Raw genomic sequence first — 17,613 nt, forward strand, 5'->3', positions numbered from 1 at the left:
AGATAAACCTTCCTCTGATACTTCGTGTGAGACTCTTGATACTTTTGCTTGCCCGGCTCCGAAGAACCGGCCGCACTCACCATCAAGCGCCCACACTTATCGGCTGTTAGTTTTTAAAGAGCAATTGCACAAGAATCGCTTTGCTTATTTGCTTGCTTTCTTGCGCGCCGTCATTCAACGGGAGGCGAATTATGACTGGCGCAAGACACATAGGTCAACCCCTTTTTCCAAATTATTTTCAGGCGACGATTAGGCACTAAAAAAAGGCAGTGAAAAGCGCGCCAGTGCGTGCATTCACAGCACGATATGCGCTGGCGCGCAGAGCATCGATAAGTTCGGGCGCTCAGTTCCCGAAGAACGGCACGCAGAAGTCCGCAGGACCGACGCAATCCGCAGCCGCAGCCGACGAGCCACCGCGCCGCATCGACCCCGACGCACTTGCACCCGCGGGCATGCCGCCGTAAGCCTCCTGCGCATTCCTCGCGGCGACCTTGGCCTCCGCCGCCTGAATGTCCGCGGGGTACGTCGCGTTCTCTCCCGTGGCCGGCGAAAATCCCGCCCGCTCCAACTGCACGAGTTCAGCCTTGACCTGCGCACGAGTCACCGGGCCAGTCTGGTCCTGCGCGAATGCAAACGTCGGCGCGACGACAGCAGCGACCGACAAGACAACCTTAGCGATGGTATTCATGGTGAGTGCAACTCCGACGAGTAGGGTTGACGTGGATCGCGTGCGATCCGCTAACCTCGCTCGGCCCGGGTTCCAAGCATTGAGGCTTCGAATGGTTAACCGCGGCACATCGCGATCTATTCCATGGCGAGAAGGACTCGCATGCGATACGTGTTCGTCACACCTGTTACGCTTGCGACGAGAAATGCGCCGCACAATAGCGTTGATGCATGACTGGCGCCCAATAACGTAGAAGTACTTACGATTTCAAGCTCAGGCGTGCCCCTACGAGGCAAAAGACGAATGACGCGCGCCGCTCAATCCCGCAACCATTGCCACAACGCGCATCACCGTTCCTGCCGCATCACAAGCCGACAGGCCAACAAGCCCATCACCCGCCAAACCGATCCTGCACCGCCTTCAGAATCTCCGCGAACGCCACCGGCTTCACGAGATGATGATCGAAGCCCGCTTCCTTCGATCGCTGCCGATCATTCGCCTGCCCATAGCCCGTCACCGCGAGCATCAGCGCATCCTTCGTCGCGGGACGTGAACGCATCTCCGCCGCAAGCGTGTAACCGTCCATTCCCGGCAGCCCGATATCGAGCAATATGATCTGCGGCGCGAAGCTATCGCTGATGGCGAGCGCCGTGATCGCATCGTGCGCGGTGCGCACATCGAAGCCATCGTCCTCCAGCAACAGGGACATCGCCGTTGCCGCATCCACGCTGTCATCGACGAGCAGCACGCGCATGCCGCCGCTCACGTTCGCCGGCGCGCGTTCGACGGGACGCGGCGCGACCTCCGCCCCCTTCGCGAGCGGCAGCCACACGACGAACTCGCTGCCCTGATGCGGCCCGGCCGAATGCGCGTCGATACGCCCGCCCTGCAATTCGACGAGCGTCTTCGCCAGCGGCAAGCCTATGCCGAGGCCGCCTTCCGAGCGTTCGAGCGACGTTTCAGACTGCACGAACAAATCGAAGATATGCGGCAGCATGTCCGCCGCAATGCCGATGCCCTTGTCGCGCACGGTGATGCGCACTTCGTTTCCGACCTGCTCGGTCTCGATAGCGACCTCGCCTTCTTCGACGCTGTACTTCGACGCGTTCGACAGCAGATTGCCGAACACCTGCGCGATCCGCACGCTGTCGCCGATGATATAGAGCGGCGCATCCGAGAGCTTCATCGTGAGCCGGTGACGCTTCCTGTCGAGCGCGGGCTGCGCCGTTTCGACGGCCGCTTCCACCGCCGCCGCGATATCCACCACTTCGCGCCGAAGCGTAATCTTGCCCTGCGTGATGCGCGCCACGTCGAGCAGATCGTCGACGAGACGGCTCAGATGCCGCACCTGCCGGTCGATGATCGCGCGCACCGTCGAGAAGTTCTGCGCCGAGGGCGCGCGTTCGGGGTCGAGCAGGTCCACGGCATTGCGAATCGGCGCGAGCGGATTGCGCAACTCGTGCGCGAGCATCGCGAGAAACTCGTCCTTGCGCCGGTCGGCGTCGCGCAACAGCATCTCCGCGGCCTTGCGCTCGGAGATGTCGTTGACGATGCCCGCGATACGCGCCGGCCGCCCGTGCGCCGCTTTCACGAGCGAGGCGCGCTCGGCGACCCAGCGCGGCTCGCCGTCCGCGCGCGCGATGCGGTATTCAACCTGATACGGCGCCCCGCTCGCCAGCAACTCGCGGTACGCCGCCGCGACATGCTCACGATCCAGCGGATGAATCTCGCCCGACCAGTGGTCCGGGCCGGGCTCGGGCGTCGGCGCGCCATCGCCGCCATCCCACAGCCGCGCGTAGGCGGGACTCACATAAAGCAGGCGATTCGCGGCAGGATCGAGCATCCAGAAGACGTCGTCGATGTTCTCCGCCAGCTGGCGAAACCGCTCCTCGCTCTCGCGTAACGCATTTTCCGCGAGCCGCACGCGCAGCAGCGCGCGCACGTGCGCGATCAGTTCGGCGGGCTCCACCGGTTCGGTCAGATAGCTGTCCGCGCCGCCTTCCAGACCGCGAATGCGATCCATGCTATGCACCGCCGCCGCCGACGTTTGCAGCACGAGCGTTCCCGCCGTTTCCGCCGACGCCTTGATCTGCCGGCACACTTCGAGGCCGTTGATGTCGGGCAGCTTCACGTCGAGCAGCACGAGATCCGGCGATTCGGCGCGCACGCGCTCCAGCGCGGCGGTGCCGGTTCCCGCTTCGATCACGTTGAATCCCGCACGCGACAGAATGCGCGTCTTCGCGTAGCGCGCGCCGTCGTTGTCGTCGACGTTGAGAATCAGCACTTCTGTCCAGTCGCTTTTCATGTCGCCAGCCCTTCCCCGCGACGCAAGCCGTCCATCGCCTTCGACACCATGTCCAGCACGCCGGCCAGTTCGCCGCCGGAGATCGGCTTCTGGATGAACGCGGCCGCGCCGAGCGCCTCGGCCTCGTTGCGGTCCTCGGACTCACCGAGCACGACGACCGGTACATTGCGTGTCGCTGCCTGCGCGCGCAACGCGGCGAGCCATATCCACGCTTCGGACGCCGCCGGCCGCACCGCGAGCAGCAGCGCGGCCGGCGGCGTACGCGCGAGCGCGCGGCTCGCTTCGTCGAGCGTCGCGGCGCTCACCGTGCGATACGGCGAAGCCTTGAGCGCGGCCTCGCAATCCAGCCGCTCGATCGGATTGCTCGCGACGACGAGCACCATCGGGCGCGCGTCGCCGTGCGCGGCTTGCGCGCTGTCGGGTGCGCCGTATTCGGCCGGTATCGTCGCAATGAAGGTGGAGCCGCGCCCGAGTTCGCTCTCGAGCGAGACATCGCCGCCGAGCAGCTTGCAGAGCTTTCTGCACAGCGGCAGGCCGAGTCCCGTGCCCTTCACGTATTGCTGAAGCCGGTTCTCGACCTGTCCGAATTCTTCGAAGACGACGTGCTGATGCTCGGGCGCGATGCCGATGCCCGTGTCCTTCACCGCGAACGTGATAAGGCGCCGCACTTCGTCATAACTCGCCGACACGCGCACTTCGCCGCGCTCGGTGAACTTCAGCGCATTCGACACGAAGTTGCGCAGCACCTGCGCGACCTTCGCTTCGTCGGTGCGAATGGGCGGAAGCCCTTCGCACGATTCGAAGATGAGTTCCACCGCGCCGCCCGGCGTGAGCGGGCGCAGCATGCCGCGCAGCGCGGAAAAGAGCGTATCGACTTCGAATTCCGCCGCGCGCACTTCGATCTTCCCGGCTTCGATCTTCGCGAGGTCGAGCAGATCGTCGACCGTTTCGGAGAGATCTTCCGCCGCTTTGCGGATGAAGCGCACCTGCTTTTCCTGCTCCTCCGTCAGATCGCCGTCGATACGTTCGAGCAGCAGCTTGGACAGCGCGCGAATCGACGAAAGCGGCGTGCGGAATTCATGGCTCATGTTCGACAGGAACCGCGATTTCGACTCATCCGCGCGGCGCAGATGATCGGCGCGCGCGTCGAGTTCGGCGTACAGCGCGACGACGCCGCGATTCGTGTCTTCGAGTTCGCGCGTGAGGCGCGTGAGTTCTTCCTGGCGCTCGCGCAAGTCGGCGAGCGCGCCGATCAGCTCGCGGTTCTGACGCGCGAGTTCCGCAGTCGAATCTTCGCTGTCCTGGCGCGACAGCGTCGCGGATATGGCCTGCACCGCGCTCGCATCGACAGGCGCGTTGTCGGGCAGCGCCTTCGCAAGCGAAATGGCCGTGCCGCCGCCGGCTTCGTCGGCGATCGCGCATTGGTCCATCAGACGCTGCGCGGCGAGCAGGCCGAGCGCGGCTTGCGAGTCGTCGTTCTTCATCGCGCGAAGCCGCTCGCCCGCGCCCGCGCACGCCAGAAAGCGCACGACGAAGCGCGGCGGATACGTCGCGTCGTCGACCGCGAAATCCGCCCGCGCCCGCGCGCCGGCGGTCAGCACCGTGCGCGCCGCTTCGAGCACGGAGGTCGAAATGCGCGTCTGGTCCTGCGCCGAAAAGCCGAGCGCGGCGCTCGCGTCGCGCGCCTTGCGGCGAACCGCGACAATGTCGTGCTCGCCGTCGATCTGCATCGAGTAGAGCGGGAGCGTCATCACGCGCTCCCGGCCGCGCGGGCGACGAACACGGTGACGTCGTCGCGGCCACGCGCGAAATCGCGGTACAGCACCGCCGCGACGAGCGCCGGGTGCCGCGCGCTCAGGCCCGGATAGCGCGCGAGGTCCCAGCGCGAACCGATTCCATCCGAATGCAGCACGACGAGCGCGTTCGGCGGATACGGCACGTCGAATTGCTGCACGCGTCGCGCCCCGTGCCCGACGATGCCGCTGTGCGACACCAGATGCCGGTGCGAATCCTCCGTCCACACGCTCGCCGCGATGTTGCCGATGCCGGTGAACGCGACTTTCGCGCCGCCCGCCGACGCGGCGCTCGCAAGCACCGGCATGCGCGCGATGCCGACCGCCGCTCCGCGCGTCGGGCGCAAGGCATCGTTGGCGAGCTCCATGATGCGTTCGAGCGGCGCAACGCCGTGGCAGCCGAGCACGCGCGCCGCCTCGACCGCCGCGACGTTCGCGAGCGGACCGTGACCGAGGCCGTCGGCCACCAGCACGGTGAAGCCGTTTTCGCCCGCGCTACAGGACCACGCGTCGCCGCACACCGTCTCGCTCGGAAGCGGCAGGTTCACGACGCCGTAGGTCACGCGCGCATCGGTCAGCTTGGGGGCAGACGCGAGCGCACGGTTCCAGCAGACGACGCGCATCACCGTGCCCTGTTGCGGCCTGCTCCAGATATCGAGCTCGCCGGACAGACGCCGGATCGCGCCCATGCCGTTGCCGGGGCTGCCGGCCGTCGTGTAGCCGTCCTCGAAGCAGCGGTAAAGATCGTGGATGCCGGGGCCGCTATCGACGGACAGAACCTCGATGCCGTAACGGTCGCCTGCGTCCAAGAGCGGACGCACGAGCAGCTCGCCGCTGCCTGCATGCTTGAGAAGATTGGTGCCGCATTCGGTGACGACAATCGCGAGTTCGCCCGCGACTGTCTCGTTGAAACCGAGTCCGCGCGCCAGTTCGCCGATCGAGCGTCGCGCGAAGGCGATCTGGCTTGCCTCCGCGATCTCGTGGCGCTGTTGCGCGGCCATCGATTCCTTCAGAACGGTTTCCATTTCGTGATCGAGACGTGCGTACCTTCACCCGGCGCAGAGCGGATATCGAACTCGTCGCACAGGCGCTTCGCGCCGCCGAGACCCAGTCCCAGCCCGCTGCCGGACGTGTAGCCGTCCGAGAGCGCGCGGGCGATGTCGGGAATGCCGGGCCCGTTATCGACGAATTCGAGTTTGAGGCCACGGCGGCCATTGCGCTCGACGATCGTGCAGTGCACGTCGCCGCCGCCACCGTAGATGAGCGTGTTGCGTGCCAGTTCGCTCGCCGCCGTCACGAACTTGGTCTGGTCGATGAGGGACAAGCCTTGCGCCACCGCCTTCTCGCGCACGAACTGACGCAGCCGCACGATCTGCTCGTCCGAGCGGATCGGCAGCGTCTCGGCCGGAGAAGAGGCAGCGCGCGCTGCCGAGGAATCGAAGGTGATCATGGAATGGTTCGCTGGGCGGCCGTCAGACCGCGCCGCCCCCGGTAAGCAGCGCCATGCCCTTTTCCACATTGAGCGCCGTGCGCACGCCCGAAAGCGTGAGCCCGAGTTCCACGAGGGTGATCGCGACCGACGGCTGCATGCCGACGACGACCGTCTCCGCATCCAGCACGCGCGCCATGGCCGCCGTGTTGCCGATCATCCTGCCGATGAACGAATCCACCACGTCGAGCGACGAGATGTCGATCAGCACGCCCTTCGCGCCGTCTTTCACGATGCGGCTCGTCAGATCGTCCTGCAGCGCGAGCGCGAGGCGGTCGTGCATGTCCACTTGAATGGTGACGAGCAGCAGCTTGCCCATCGTGAGAATTGGAATGCGATCCATCGCTTGGGGCCCTGTTCAGTCGCGTTGCATGCGGTTGTCGATCTCGCGCGCCGTCATTCCGGCAGCGACGAATCGTGCAAGCCGCCCGCGCCGTTGCGCGCGGCGTTGTCCTGCGCGCCCGCCGCCGTCACGGACTTGCCGGTTCGCTGCAGCGCGACGATGAACGCCGCCGCGAGCGACGCTTTCGTCGTCACGTTCGACAGGTTCACGCCCAGATGCACGATGGTCTGCGCGATCTGCGGACGAATGCCGCTGATGATGCAGTCGGCGCCCATGAGCCGCGCCGCCGCGACCGTCTTGAGCAGATGCTGCGCGACGAGCGTATCGACGGTCGGCACGCCCGTGATGTCGATGATCGCAATGGCCGCGCCGGTTTCGACGATCTTCTGCAGCAGGTTCTCCATCACGACTTGCGTGCGCGCCGAATCCAGCGTGCCGATGAGCGGCAGCGCGAGAATGCCGTCCCACAGCTGCACGACCGGCGTCGACAATTCGAGCAGTTCCTGCTGCTGGCGCACGATCACTTGCTCGCGGCTCGCCTGAAACACTTCGGTGGTGTAGAGGCCGAGTTCGTCGAAAAGCGAGCTGACGGTCCACGTGAGATCGGCGAGCACGACCGGCTCGTTGGCGAGCTGTTGACGCAGACGCGCAACGAGCGGTTGCTTCAGCGAGAACACGAACATCGCGGTTTCGACTGGCGAAAAGCCCTGACGGGCGCGCTGCCCCGACATGTCCGCGAGAAACGCGCGCACTTCCTGCCAGTGCGACGCCTTGAAATCGACGCGATCGGAGGCATCGAGCGCACTCAGCAGCAACGAGATGAACTGTCCGAACTGGTTGCGCAACTCGGCTTCCCCGACGAGTCCGCGCCGCGACGCAATGGCGTGCTGCTGCGTGATCCATTCAGCGAGCAATTCCGCCTGATTCGAAGTAAAGAGTTGGGCGAGTCGCGTTCCGCCGACCATTTCCATGCCGAGATCCCTGTGCGAATGATGGTTTTTTATGGGCGCCAAAGCCCCGGATGTCGCCGTTTTTTGCGTTGAAAGCATCGGGCCGTGTATGTCGCGCCCGCCCCCGCGCAACGCAAAGGCGCTCGGAATGTAGCACGCCATCTCGAAATTCGACAGTGCGCTCCGCCTTGATTTGCAAGAGTTAACGCGATTCCTGCGAAGATTGATTGCGCGGCATCCGCAAGGCGGCAAAATGTGCCGGGCGTTCGATAGCGTATGGACAAAAGGCGGTCATAAGTCCTTGCCGCTTTTCACCGAATGTGCGATGCGGCGTATAGCGGCGGCATTATTTTTTTGTGCGCCAGCGGGTGCAATACTCGGTCGCACAACGCGATTCATCCTGCCGCCCGGAGCGCACATGGCCAAGACCCCTCATCCCGTCGACGAAGTGCTGCCCCTCGGACAGATGCTCGCCGTCGGCATACAGCACGTGCTCGTCATGTATGCAGGGGCCATCGCGGTGCCGCTGGTCATCGGCGCGGCGCTCAAGCTGCCGAAGGATCAGGTGGCCTTTCTCATCAGCTCGGACCTCTTTGCATGCGGCATCGTCACGCTGATCCAGTGCATCGGCATCTGGAAGTTTGGCATCCGGCTGCCCGTCATCATGGGCGTCAGCTTCGCGCCGGTCGGGCCGATGGTCGCCATGGCTTCGTCGGGCGCGGGACTGCCCGCCATCTTCGGCGCAACCATCGCCGCGGGCGTGTTCGCCATCGTCATCGCGCCGTTCTTCGGGCGGCTGATGCGTTTCTTTCCGCCTATCGTGACCGGCACGATCATCCTGACCATCGGCATGACGCTCTTTCCCGTCGCGATAAACTGGGCGGGCGGCGGACGTGGCGCGCCGCATTTCGGCGAACCGAAGAACCTGATGATCGCAAGCATCGTGCTGCTCGCCATTCTGCTTATCAACAAGTATCTGAAGGGCTTCGTCGCCAACATCTCGGTGCTGCTCGGCATGGCGATCGGCTTTCTCGTCGCGCTGCCGATGGGCCTCGTGAACTTCTCGGGCGTCGGGCGTGCCGCGTGGTTCGCGCCGGTGCGGCCGTTCGCGTTCGGCTTGCCGACCTTCGACATCGCCGCGATTGCGTCCTTGTGCCTCGTGATGATTGTCATCATGGTCGAATCGCTCGGCATGTTCCTCGCGCTCGGCGATCTCGCGATGCGCCCCGTCACGCGCGCCGATGCCACGCGCGGCCTTCGCACGGACGGACTCGGCACCGTGATCGGCGGCGTGTTCAATACGTTCCCGCATTCGTCGTTTTCACAGAACATCGGGCTCGTCGGCATTACCGGCGTGAAAAGCCGCTGGGTGGTCGCGGTATCGGGCGTTATCCTGATGCTGCTCGGGCTATTGCCGAAGCTCTCCAATCTCATTGCGTCGATACCGGTCGTCGTATTGGGCGGCGCGGGCATCGCGATGTTCGGCATGGTCGCGGCCACCGGCGTCAAGATCCTCAGCAAAGTGGATTATGAAAACAAGAACAACCTGCTCATCATTGCAATCAGCCTCGGCGTCGGCGTCATTCCGCTCGCCGCGCCGACATTCTTCGCGCAGATGCCCGCGTGGGCCGGCCCGCTCACGCACAGCGGCATTACGCTTGCCGCCATCTTCGCGATCTGTTTGAACGCGCTCTTCAATCGCGGAGAATCTGCGGACACCGTGCAGCGCGACATTGCAGCGGACATGCCGTTGAGTCTGCGGCAAACCGACGAAGCCCGCATGCGCCCGCGCGAATGACAAACCACTTGCATTGCAGCGACTCATGATCGAAGCACTATGCGTTTTGCTTGCGGCCGTTGCTTTGGCGTATCTCTCCGCGCTCGCCGCGCTGTATTGGCTGCAAGGGCGGCTCGTGTATCCGCTCGAAAACATTCAGGCTCTCGTCGATGCGACGCTCGAAGAGAGCACCGAAGTCATCACGCTGCAAACGCAAGACGGTCTCGAATTGAAAGCGCGTTATCGCGCGCCGCCCGACGCGCAAGCGCCGACCGTGCTGCTTTTTCACGGCAACGGAGAAGACCTGACGCAACGCGCGCACATTGCGCACGAGATGATCGAAGCCGGCTACGGCGTGTTGCTGGCCGAATATCGCGGCTATGGCGGCAATCCCGGCAAGCCGCACGAGGCCGGGCTTTATGCGGATGCGCGCGCCGCTTACGCCTACGCTCGCGCGCGTTCGCCATTGATCGTGCTGCACGGCTATTCGCTGGGATCGGGCGTAGCCGTGCAGCTCGCGAGCGAAGCGAGCGTGACCGCGCTGATACTGGAAGCGCCTTTTACCAGCATCGTGGATGTGGCGGCCGCGCGCTTCCCGTTCTTTCCGGTGCGCGCGCTCGCACGCGACCGCTATGACAACCTCTCGAAGATCGCTTCGATACGCGCGCCTATCCTGATCTACGGCGGAACGCGGGACTTCGTGGTGCCGCCTGTTCACTTTCAGCGTCTTTTCGAAGCAGCGCGCGGCGACAAACATCTGGCGATGATCGAGGACGCCGATCATCTCGATGCATGGCGCAACGGCGGGCGCACACACGTCATGCAATTTCTGGCCTCTCTAAGGGCGCGCGACCTGCAAAAAACCTCCGACGCAACTTGACCGGTCGTGCTTGAAAAAATCGGGCTTCGGACGGGAACCGCGTAGCATGTGCTTCGTCAGAACCAACTCACAAGGCGCGGCTGTCCCGCCCCGCATTCGTTATTTACCGATTGATATTCGGCTTTAAGGAAAGGAGCGGTCAATGTTTCAGTATCCCGGTCTCATCGCTTATCAAATGCCGTCGATCGCACGCGCCAATCTTCAGGCGTTCCTCAACGCGAGCGAGCGTTTCGCGAACGGCCTGCATGCGCTGACAGAACTGAATGTGCAGACGGTACGCACGGTCATCGAGGAAAGCAATTCGCTGCTGCGCACCGGCGACGATACGAGCCCCGGCGAAGTGTTGAGCTGGCAATCGGTGATGCTCGCGCAATTGCCGCAAAAAGCGGCTTCGTATGGACAGCATGTGCTGTCGATCATCACATCGACCGAGGCGGACATTCTCGGCGAAGTGCGCAGCCAGTACGAGCGCAACGGCATCACGCTGAAAGGCCTGTTCGATAGCGGCGAGCAAGCGGCTCAGGAGACGACGGAGTCGACGAGCCTCGTCGTGACCAATCTCGCGGAAACGACGAGCGAAGCGGCGGCGAACACGAGCGGCGTGATCCTCGACGCAAGCGGCGAAATCGCGAACGAAGCGGCCAGCGGCGAGTCCGCCGAAGAAACCAAGCAACTGGTCCTGCCCGCGGAAGAAGCGCAGAGCGCGCCGGTGAAGCCGCCGCGTTCGTCGTCGCGTCGTCAAGGCTAATCACCCGAGGCGGTCTTACTCGGCCGCCTTCTTCTTCGCACGCGGCTCCTTCAACATGACCCACGTGGGCGCATGGTCGCTCGCGTGCGGCTCGCCGCGCACCCACGTATCGACGCCCGCATCCTGAAGCCGGGGCGCAAGGTCCTTGCTGAGCAGGATGTGATCGATGCGCAGCCCCGAGTTCGTCTGCCAGTGCTGGCGGAAATAATCCCAGAACGTGTAGATGCGCTCATCGGGATGCTTCTTGCGCAGCGCATCCGTCCAGCCCTGCGCGAGCAGTTGCGCGTATGCCGCGCGGCTTTCCGGCTGAAGCAAAGCGTCCTTGAGCCATGAGCGCGTGTTGTAGATGTCTTCGTCGGTCGGCACGACGTTATAGTCGCCCGCCAGGATCACCGGGTGTCCGCTGTCGAAAAGCGTCTTCGCGTGGGCGTTGAAGCGCTCGAACCATGCGAGCTTGTAATCGAATTTCGGGCCCGGTTGCGGGTTGCCGTTGGGAAGATAAAGACAGCCGATCAGAATGCCATGCACCGCTGCTTCGATATAGCGGCTGTGCGTATCGTCTTCGTAGCCCGGCAAGCCGCGACGGCTCAGGACCGGCTCGGCGTCCTTCGCCAGTATCGCCACGCCGTTCCACGATGCCTGTCCGTGCCAGACCGCGCCATAACCGGCAGCCTGTATGGCGGAAATGGGGAACTGTGCGTCGGTGGCCTTGAGTTCCTGCAAGCAGACGACATCCGGCGCTTCGCGTTCGAGCCATGCGAGCAAGGCATCGAGACGCGAGCGTATGCCGTTGATGTTGAAGGTCGCGATTTTCATCCAGCGGTCTCCATCGGTCATGGCGCCTTAGCGCCGTCGATCGTACACGCATCGCAGGATGCGTGCCGCCACCGATGACCTTGGAGGATTGGAAGAAAATTCAGCTCATCGCGACCTACGACTGAACGCCCCAGCGCCGCACGGTCACGCGTTCGATGGTATCGAACACCAGGTGTTCGACCGCCAGCCCGATCACGATGACCGCTGCCAGCCCAGCGAACACGCGGTCCGTATAGAGTTCGTTGCGGTTCTGAAAGATGTACCAGCCGAGCCCGCCCCTGCCCGAACTCGCGCCGAACACGAGCTCCGCTGCAATCAGGGTGCGCCATGCGAAAGCCCAACCCACTCGCAAGCCGGCGAGAATGGAAGGCAACGCGGCGGGCACGAGAATCAGCACGACGTGCCGCAAGCCCGTGAGCCCGTAGTTGCGGCCGGTCATGCGCAGCGTCGACGGCACCGCCTGGAATCCCGCATACGTATTGAGCGCGAGCGGCCACAGCACCGAGTGCACGAGCACGAAAAGAAGACTGCCCGTGCCGAGCCCGAACCACAGCAACGCGAGCGGCAGCAACGCAATGGAGGGCAAGGGATTGAACATGGCAGTGAGCATCGAAAGAATGTCACGGCCGATGCGCGTCGATACCGCGAGCGATGTCAACGCGAACGCGAGCGCCGCGCCGAGCAGATAACCGCGCAGCAGCACGGACAGCGAGATCGCGGTCTTGGCGACCAACTCGCCGGTAACGATGCCCTGCACGAAGGCAACGCAGGTCGCGCTGAAGGTGGGCAAGAGCAAGTCGTTATCGACGAAGCGCGCGACGCCTTCCCACAACGCCATGAGCACGACCGCGATCATCAACTTGCGCAGCCACGCGCGGTCGAGAAGACGCGTCGCAAGCGGCAACGTCGCGTCGCGCTGCATAACATCGGCTGTGCGCGCGAATGTCGACGGATGCCGTTCGAACTCGGGACGCACCGGCGGTTCGATCAATTGCGGCGTGCTCATTGCGCGATCTCCTCTTCGAACAACAGACGATGGATACGCGCGACACTCTGTTGAAAGTCGCCTCGGCCCACGCTCTCCTGCGAATACTGGTGACTGTTCAATTCGGCGCGCACGCGGCCGGGATGCGGCGTCAACAGCAGAATGCGATTCCCGACGATCAGCGCCTCTTCGATGGAGTGCGTCACGAACAGCAACGTGAAGCGTTCATCGCTCCACAGCCGAAGCAGTTCTTCCTGCATGCGGCGGCGCGTGAGCGCATCGAGCGCGGCGAACGGCTCATCCATGAGAAGCACGCGCGGTTGCATGGCAAGCGCCCGCGCAATCGCGACGCGCTGCTTCATTCCGCCGGACAGCGTATGCGGATAAGCGTCGGCCACATGCGCAAGGCCGACCTTGTCGAGATAGTGAAGCGCCCGTTCACGGGCTTCTGCGCGGCCCAGCTTGCGCGCGACGCGCAACGGAAAGGCCACGTTTTGCAGGACCGTCTTCCAGGGCGGAAGCTGGTCGAACTCCTGAAACACGACAATGCGGTCCACGCCCGGTCCGCGCACGCGCTCGCCGTCGATCTCGATGCTGCCCGCCACCGGCTGAATGAAGCCCGCCACTGCCTTGAGCAAGGTGGACTTGCCGCAACCCGACGGTCCCAGCAGCACGAAGCGGTCGGCGCCATAGACATCGAAGCTGACGTCATGCGTCGCGCGCACGAGACGCTCGGGCGTGCGGTATTCGAGCGAGACATTGCGCGCGCTCAACAGCTTGGTGGTCGATAGAACGGCCTTGTTGCTTTCGACCGGATAAAGCACATGAGGATTGGCAGCCATGATCGCAGTGCAGAAACGCAAACCATCAAGATACCGGCGCGCGTTTCAGCGCCTAACCAATGATTGCGCATATCCAATGCACGATCGCGGATAAGGCGCGCAGTGAATCGCTCAACTTCCGTCGCGCGTGGCGGGGTCGCTAAAGAAGTAGTCTTGCCACGACTTCGGTTCGTTCTTGATGACGCCCACGCGATGCATGAACTGCGCGAGCGCGAAGGAGTTCTGCGGCGCGATCTTGAACTGCACCGAAGGGTCCGTGATGATCTTGACGAGCAAGGCGCGGTCGATCTTGGCCTGATTCACGCGCAGATAGATGTCCGCTGCTTCGTTCGGATGCTGCGTCACGTAGCGCGCGGCATCGGCTAAACCATCGACGAACGCGCGATACGTCTTCGGATTCGCGTTGCGGAACTTCTCGGTCGCATAAAGAACCGTTGCGGAACTGGGTCCGCCGAGCACGTCGTAGGAACTGAGAACGATGTGCGCCTTCGGATTGCCCGCCAACTCTTGCTGCTGAAACGGCGGATTGCCGAAGTGCGCGTTTATTTCCGTGCCGCCCGCGATGATCGCGGCCGCTGCATCGGGGTGCGGCACCGCTTGCGTCAGCTTGTCGAGGCGATCGTACTCTTTGTCGCCCCACTGCTTCGCGGCGGCATATTGCAGAATGCGCGACTGCACCGACACGCCCACCGCGGGCAACGCAATACGGTCCTTGTCCGTGAAGTCCGCGATGGTCTTCACGCGCGGATCATTCGATACGAGGTAATAAGGCAGATTGCCGAGCGAAGCGACGCCTTTCACGTTCTGGCGCCCGTGCGTGCGGTCCCAGATGGTCAGGAGCGGCCCGACGCCTGCCGCTGCAATATCCACCGAACCGGACAGCAGCGCGTCGTTGATGCTCGCGCCGCCGGAGAGCTTCGCCCAATCCACCTTGATATCGATGCCCTGCTTCTTGCCTTCCTGCTCGATGAACTTCTGGTCGCGCGCGACGTTCAAGAGCAAATAGACCACGCCATATTGCTCAGCAATGCGCAGGGTGCCCTCCGCAAAGGCGTTGCAAGTGCCACCGAGCGAGAGCGCCAAAGCGCAGACAAACGCGCGCAGCGCGCCCTTCCCTTTTCGAGAATGCATCGAAAAACCCCGTGTTTGTAGGACTATTTGTGTTTCGCTCAGAAAGGCGCATCGCCTTCGATGGTGGTCCGATACAGCTTGCGGCGCTGATCGTCCGGCGTGCCCGCCGCCAGATGCATGACCGAGCGGTTGTCCCAGAACACCATGTCGTGGTCGCGCCAAACATGCCGATAGACGAATTCGGGCCGCACGCTGTGCGCGAAGATTTCGTCGAGCAATGCGCGGCTTTCATCCTCCGGCATGTCGACGATGCGCGTGGTGAAGTGCTCGCTCACGAAGAGCGCCCGACGACCCGTCTCCGGATGCGTGCGCACGATCGGATGCACGACAGGCTTCACCTGCGCGATCTGCTCGGCTGTCAGATTCGGACGCCACGGACTGCGCTTTTGCAGTTCCGCATATTTCGCGAGATAGGTGTGCTCCGCGAAGCGTCCCTCGACCACGTTCTTCAGATGCGCGGGCAACGACTCCCACGCGAGATGCTGGTTCGCGAACAGCGTGTCGCCGCCTGTCGACGGGAGCTCTTGCGCATGAAGCATCGAGCCGAGGCTCGGCTTCTCTTTGTATGAGAGATCCGAGTGCCAGAAGTGGCCGGCGTCGCCGAGTCCGATAGGCTTGCCGTTCTCGATGATGTTCGACACTACGAGCACTTCGGGATAACCGGCCAGTCCGAACTGGTGCAGCACGTGAATCTGCAACGGCCCGAACCGCTTGCTGAATTCGACGTGTTGCGCGGGCGTGATGCGCTGTTCGCGGAACACGAGCACGTGATAGTCGAGGTGAGCGCGATGAATGCGCGTGAAATCCTCAGTGGACAAGGGTTGCGACAGGTCGAGCCCGATGACCTCTGCGCCCAGCGGGCCGTCGAACGGACGAATGACGATATGTTGCTCGACGGCCTCGGCAGCGTCGTGAGTCGGCGAAAGAATGGTCACGGTGTAATGAAAAGCGGCGGACAGACGAATAATCTACGCCCGGCGCGCACGCGCGGCAACGAACGATGCGCGATTTGGTTATCTGGCGCGATGCTAAGACCGCGAGAGCTCAGTCTTCGATTGCGTCGAAAGGCAATTCGACCTGTACCGGCGCGACCGGACCGCCGGCTTCGTCAGCGGACTCCAGCGCGCTCACGCGCACGCCGAGCAGGCGCAGCCTTTTGTCGAGCACGATGCGCTTCAGGCACTCGGTCGCTGCGCGACGAATCTCGGATGCATCGGCCGTGGCGACCGGAATCGTCAAGTCGCGCGTGACGGTGCGAAAGTCGTCGAAACGCAGCTTGATGCCGACGGTGCGCCCCACGTAACCTTTGCGCGCGAGATCGTCCGCCACGCGCTCGCACAGGCCCGTGAATTCCGCCGAGAGCGTGGCGCGGTCGTGTTTGGGATGCAGGTCGCGCTCGAAGGTGGTCTCGCGGCTCATGGACTTGGGCGTGGAACTCACGACCACAGGCCGCTCGTCTTGCCCTTGCGCGATGCGCGCGAGCCACGCCGCATAAGTCGGGCCAAAGTGCGATTGAAGAAGGCCGAGGTCGGCGGCCGCGATATCGCCCACGGTCACGATGCCGAGCGCGGCGAGCTTGTCATTCGCCTTGGGCCCGATGCCGTTCACCTTGCGCGCGGCCAGCGGCCAGATGCGCGTGGGCAGGTCGTTCATCGTAAGAATGGTGAGACCGTCGGGCTTGTCCAGTTCCGAGCCGATCTTCGCAAGCAGTTTGTTCGGCGCGATGCAGATGGAACACGTGAGGCCGGTCGCTTCGCGCACCGCGTCTTTCATGCGCTGACCAATGTCCGCGGAATCGCCGGGCATGTCGGTGACGTCAATATAGATTTCGTCGATGCCGCGATTTTCGATCTGCGTGGTGAATCCGGCAATCGCCGCTTTGAAGAGCCGCGAGTAATGCCGGTAAGACTCGAAATCCGTCGGAAGAAGAATGGCGTCGGGCGCGAGCTGGGCCGCTTTCATCATGCCCATTGCGGAGAACACGCCGAATTTGCGCGCTTCGTAAGTGGACGTCGTCACCACGCCGCGGCCCGCGTAGTCGCGCAATCGCTTGAAGCGTCGCGTGCCGTCCGCCAGCGTCTCGGGCGCGGCATTCCGGCCGCCTCCGACTACCACCGGCTCGCCGCGCAATTCCGGATAGCGCAGCAGCTCGACGGATGCGAAAAACGCATCCATGTCGAGATGCGCGATACGGCGCGGCGGCGTCTCTGAGGCGAACGAAGAAGGCAGTGAGGCGTCCATCGACGGCGAAAGGCGAGCGCAAACGCGCATCGGGCCGAAGTCGAAAATGGCTTACTGTACATTCATACAGTGATTTTCGCCAGCGGCCCTCCAGTGACGCTTCAGCGGCTACTCTGCCGCGCGCTTTTCCGCGAGTGCGCGGCGGCAGTCGTCGAAGACCTGTCTGACTACATCCGACTGGTAGTTGAGGTCTTCGCTGTCGAGAATCTCTTCGACGGCATCGCGCGCCCAGTCCGCCTCGAGGATGGCGCAATGACGCGCGGCAAGCTCGCGCGCAATGGCGGCGAGCTTCGCGACCGTCAGCCAGTCCGCGAGCCGTTCATGCCTGTCGAGCCACTTGTGCGCGGCCTGCACGTGGAAAGCCGCCGCCGGCCAGTCTCCGTTCAGATAGAACGCGCCCAGACTGCCGCATGTCAGCCAGCAGAGCAATTCGACGCGGTCCCGGGCACTCAGGGTACGAGGCACATCGTTCATGGCGGCGCTCACGAAGGACGTTTCGACGAGAGGTACGGCAGCGAATCCGCTGCGTTCCGTATGAAATCGCTATGAAACAAGATAGCACGGGATGGTGCGGCGCGGCAGTGGCTTGCAAGAAAGGCATCGTGTGCTGACGAACGCATGAATCGTGGTTAAGAATGCCCTGCCT

Annotated in this window: 18 protein-coding genes; 4 read left to right on the forward strand and 14 right to left on the reverse strand. The window is 63.6% G+C overall.

Annotated elements, in window-relative coordinates; all coding sequences use genetic code 11:
• Window positions 1-253 (forward strand): hypothetical protein (locus NCR35_RS18370; protein ID WP_250535554.1); only part of this gene is annotated, 253 nt, incomplete at its 5' end.
• 90 nt (window positions 254-343) lie between these two features.
• On the opposite strand, the gene NCR35_RS18375 is transcribed toward NCR35_RS18370, so the two are convergent.
• The 7 genes from NCR35_RS18375 to NCR35_RS18405 all read right to left on the reverse strand — a co-directional run bounded on the left by NCR35_RS18375 (window position 344) and on the right by NCR35_RS18405 (window position 7,568).
• On the reverse strand, window positions 344-688 hold the full coding sequence (locus NCR35_RS18375) for a DUF4148 domain-containing protein (RefSeq protein WP_250535555.1): 345 nt from the start codon (window positions 686-688) through the stop codon (window positions 344-346).
• Between the two features lie 370 nt (window positions 689-1,058).
• Complete coding sequence (locus NCR35_RS18380; RefSeq protein ID WP_250535556.1) at window positions 1,059-2,972, reverse strand: hybrid sensor histidine kinase/response regulator; 1,914 nt, start codon at window positions 2,970-2,972, stop codon at window positions 1,059-1,061.
• Entirely contained in the window at window positions 2,969-4,723 is a 1,755-nt protein-coding gene (locus NCR35_RS18385) for an ATP-binding response regulator (RefSeq protein ID WP_250535557.1), read from the reverse strand. Before NCR35_RS18385 ends, NCR35_RS18380 begins: the two co-directional genes overlap by 4 nt.
• Window positions 4,723-5,790, reverse strand: a complete 1,068-nt coding sequence (locus NCR35_RS18390) for an ATP-binding SpoIIE family protein phosphatase (RefSeq protein WP_250535558.1) — start codon at window positions 5,788-5,790, stop codon at window positions 4,723-4,725. The genes NCR35_RS18385 and NCR35_RS18390 overlap by 1 nt, the downstream gene beginning before the upstream one ends.
• Entirely contained in the window at window positions 5,775-6,215 is a 441-nt protein-coding gene (locus NCR35_RS18395; RefSeq protein WP_175942294.1) for an anti-sigma regulatory factor, read from the reverse strand. Before NCR35_RS18395 ends, NCR35_RS18390 begins: the two co-directional genes overlap by 16 nt.
• Window positions 6,216-6,237: 22 nt before the next feature.
• The gene (locus NCR35_RS18400) at window positions 6,238-6,597 is read right to left on the reverse strand and encodes an STAS domain-containing protein (protein ID WP_175940676.1); all 360 of its coding nucleotides are present in this window, start codon (window positions 6,595-6,597) and stop codon (window positions 6,238-6,240) included.
• Window positions 6,598-6,650: 53 nt separating this feature from the next.
• The gene (locus NCR35_RS18405; protein WP_250535559.1) at window positions 6,651-7,568 is read right to left on the reverse strand and encodes an STAS domain-containing protein; all 918 of its coding nucleotides are present in this window, start codon (window positions 7,566-7,568) and stop codon (window positions 6,651-6,653) included.
• Window positions 7,569-7,965: 397 nt separating this feature from the next.
• Between NCR35_RS18405 and NCR35_RS18410 the strand changes: the two genes are divergently transcribed.
• From NCR35_RS18410 to NCR35_RS18420, 3 genes are all read left to right on the forward strand, one after another.
• Window positions 7,966-9,345 carry a nucleobase:cation symporter-2 family protein gene (locus NCR35_RS18410; RefSeq protein ID WP_250535560.1) on the forward strand — a complete coding sequence of 460 codons (1,380 nt, stop codon included), beginning with the start codon at window positions 7,966-7,968 and terminating at the stop codon, window positions 9,343-9,345.
• Between the two features lie 25 nt (window positions 9,346-9,370).
• A complete protein-coding gene (locus NCR35_RS18415) occupies window positions 9,371-10,204 on the forward strand; it encodes an alpha/beta hydrolase (RefSeq protein WP_250535561.1) in 834 nt (277 codons plus the stop codon).
• Window positions 10,205-10,346: 142 nt separating this feature from the next.
• A complete protein-coding gene (locus tag NCR35_RS18420; RefSeq protein ID WP_250535562.1) occupies window positions 10,347-10,952 on the forward strand; it encodes a phasin family protein in 606 nt (201 codons plus the stop codon).
• Between the two features lie 15 nt (window positions 10,953-10,967).
• Here the strand turns inward: NCR35_RS18420 and NCR35_RS18425 are convergent, their stop codons facing one another.
• From NCR35_RS18425 to NCR35_RS18455, 7 genes are all read right to left on the reverse strand, one after another.
• A complete protein-coding gene (locus NCR35_RS18425) occupies window positions 10,968-11,768 on the reverse strand; it encodes an exodeoxyribonuclease III (protein WP_250535563.1) in 801 nt (266 codons plus the stop codon).
• A gap of 115 nt (window positions 11,769-11,883) precedes the next feature.
• Entirely contained in the window at window positions 11,884-12,774 is an 891-nt protein-coding gene (locus tag NCR35_RS18430) for an ABC transporter permease (protein WP_250535564.1), read from the reverse strand.
• On the reverse strand, window positions 12,771-13,595 hold the full coding sequence (locus tag NCR35_RS18435) for an ABC transporter ATP-binding protein (RefSeq protein WP_175940683.1): 825 nt from the start codon (window positions 13,593-13,595) through the stop codon (window positions 12,771-12,773). Before NCR35_RS18435 ends, NCR35_RS18430 begins: the two co-directional genes overlap by 4 nt.
• A 111-nt stretch (window positions 13,596-13,706) precedes the next feature.
• Window positions 13,707-14,726 (reverse strand): ABC transporter substrate-binding protein, encoded by a 1,020-nt coding sequence (locus NCR35_RS18440; RefSeq protein WP_250535565.1) that lies wholly within the window; start codon window positions 14,724-14,726, stop codon window positions 13,707-13,709.
• Between the two features lie 38 nt (window positions 14,727-14,764).
• Window positions 14,765-15,661 (reverse strand): TauD/TfdA dioxygenase family protein, encoded by an 897-nt coding sequence (locus NCR35_RS18445; RefSeq protein WP_502801698.1) that lies wholly within the window; start codon window positions 15,659-15,661, stop codon window positions 14,765-14,767.
• A gap of 109 nt (window positions 15,662-15,770) precedes the next feature.
• Complete coding sequence (gene dinB, locus NCR35_RS18450; RefSeq protein ID WP_250535566.1) at window positions 15,771-16,967, reverse strand: DNA polymerase IV; 1,197 nt, start codon at window positions 16,965-16,967, stop codon at window positions 15,771-15,773.
• A gap of 108 nt (window positions 16,968-17,075) precedes the next feature.
• On the reverse strand, window positions 17,076-17,441 hold the full coding sequence (locus tag NCR35_RS18455) for a hypothetical protein (RefSeq protein WP_244849562.1): 366 nt from the start codon (window positions 17,439-17,441) through the stop codon (window positions 17,076-17,078).
• Between the last annotated feature and the right edge of the window lie 172 nt (window positions 17,442-17,613).

The sequence above is a fragment of the Caballeronia sp. AZ10_KS36 genome (assembly GCF_023631105.1).
GTDB lineage: Bacteria > Pseudomonadota > Gammaproteobacteria > Burkholderiales > Burkholderiaceae > Caballeronia.

Excerpts from the sequence above, each read along its gene's own strand:
- NCR35_RS18440 (WP_250535565.1), bottom strand. The coding sequence starts at position 14,726 with ATGCATTCTCGAAAAGGGAAGGGCGCGCTGCGCGCGTTTGTCTGCGCT.
- NCR35_RS18420 (WP_250535562.1), top strand. The coding sequence starts at position 10,347 with ATGTTTCAGTATCCCGGTCTCATCGCTTATCAAATGCCGTCGATCGCA.
- NCR35_RS18415 (WP_250535561.1), top strand. The coding sequence starts at position 9,371 with ATGATCGAAGCACTATGCGTTTTGCTTGCGGCCGTTGCTTTGGCGTAT.
- NCR35_RS18385 (WP_250535557.1), bottom strand. The coding sequence starts at position 4,723 with ATGACGCTCCCGCTCTACTCGATGCAGATCGACGGCGAGCACGACATT.
- NCR35_RS18395 (WP_175942294.1), bottom strand. The coding sequence starts at position 6,215 with ATGATCACCTTCGATTCCTCGGCAGCGCGCGCTGCCTCTTCTCCGGCC.
- NCR35_RS18405 (WP_250535559.1), bottom strand. The coding sequence starts at position 7,568 with ATGGAAATGGTCGGCGGAACGCGACTCGCCCAACTCTTTACTTCGAAT.
- NCR35_RS18375 (WP_250535555.1), bottom strand. The coding sequence starts at position 688 with ATGAATACCATCGCTAAGGTTGTCTTGTCGGTCGCTGCTGTCGTCGCG.
- NCR35_RS18430 (WP_250535564.1), bottom strand. The coding sequence starts at position 12,774 with ATGAGCACGCCGCAATTGATCGAACCGCCGGTGCGTCCCGAGTTCGAA.
- NCR35_RS18400 (WP_175940676.1), bottom strand. The coding sequence starts at position 6,597 with ATGGATCGCATTCCAATTCTCACGATGGGCAAGCTGCTGCTCGTCACC.
- NCR35_RS18435 (WP_175940683.1), bottom strand. The coding sequence starts at position 13,595 with ATGGCTGCCAATCCTCATGTGCTTTATCCGGTCGAAAGCAACAAGGCC.
- NCR35_RS18455 (WP_244849562.1), bottom strand. The coding sequence starts at position 17,441 with ATGAACGATGTGCCTCGTACCCTGAGTGCCCGGGACCGCGTCGAATTG.
- NCR35_RS18390 (WP_250535558.1), bottom strand. The coding sequence starts at position 5,790 with ATGGAAACCGTTCTGAAGGAATCGATGGCCGCGCAACAGCGCCACGAG.
- NCR35_RS18380 (WP_250535556.1), bottom strand. The coding sequence starts at position 2,972 with ATGAAAAGCGACTGGACAGAAGTGCTGATTCTCAACGTCGACGACAAC.
- NCR35_RS18410 (WP_250535560.1), top strand. The coding sequence starts at position 7,966 with ATGGCCAAGACCCCTCATCCCGTCGACGAAGTGCTGCCCCTCGGACAG.
- NCR35_RS18425 (WP_250535563.1), bottom strand. The coding sequence starts at position 11,768 with ATGAAAATCGCGACCTTCAACATCAACGGCATACGCTCGCGTCTCGAT.
- dinB (WP_250535566.1), bottom strand. The coding sequence starts at position 16,967 with ATGGACGCCTCACTGCCTTCTTCGTTCGCCTCAGAGACGCCGCCGCGC.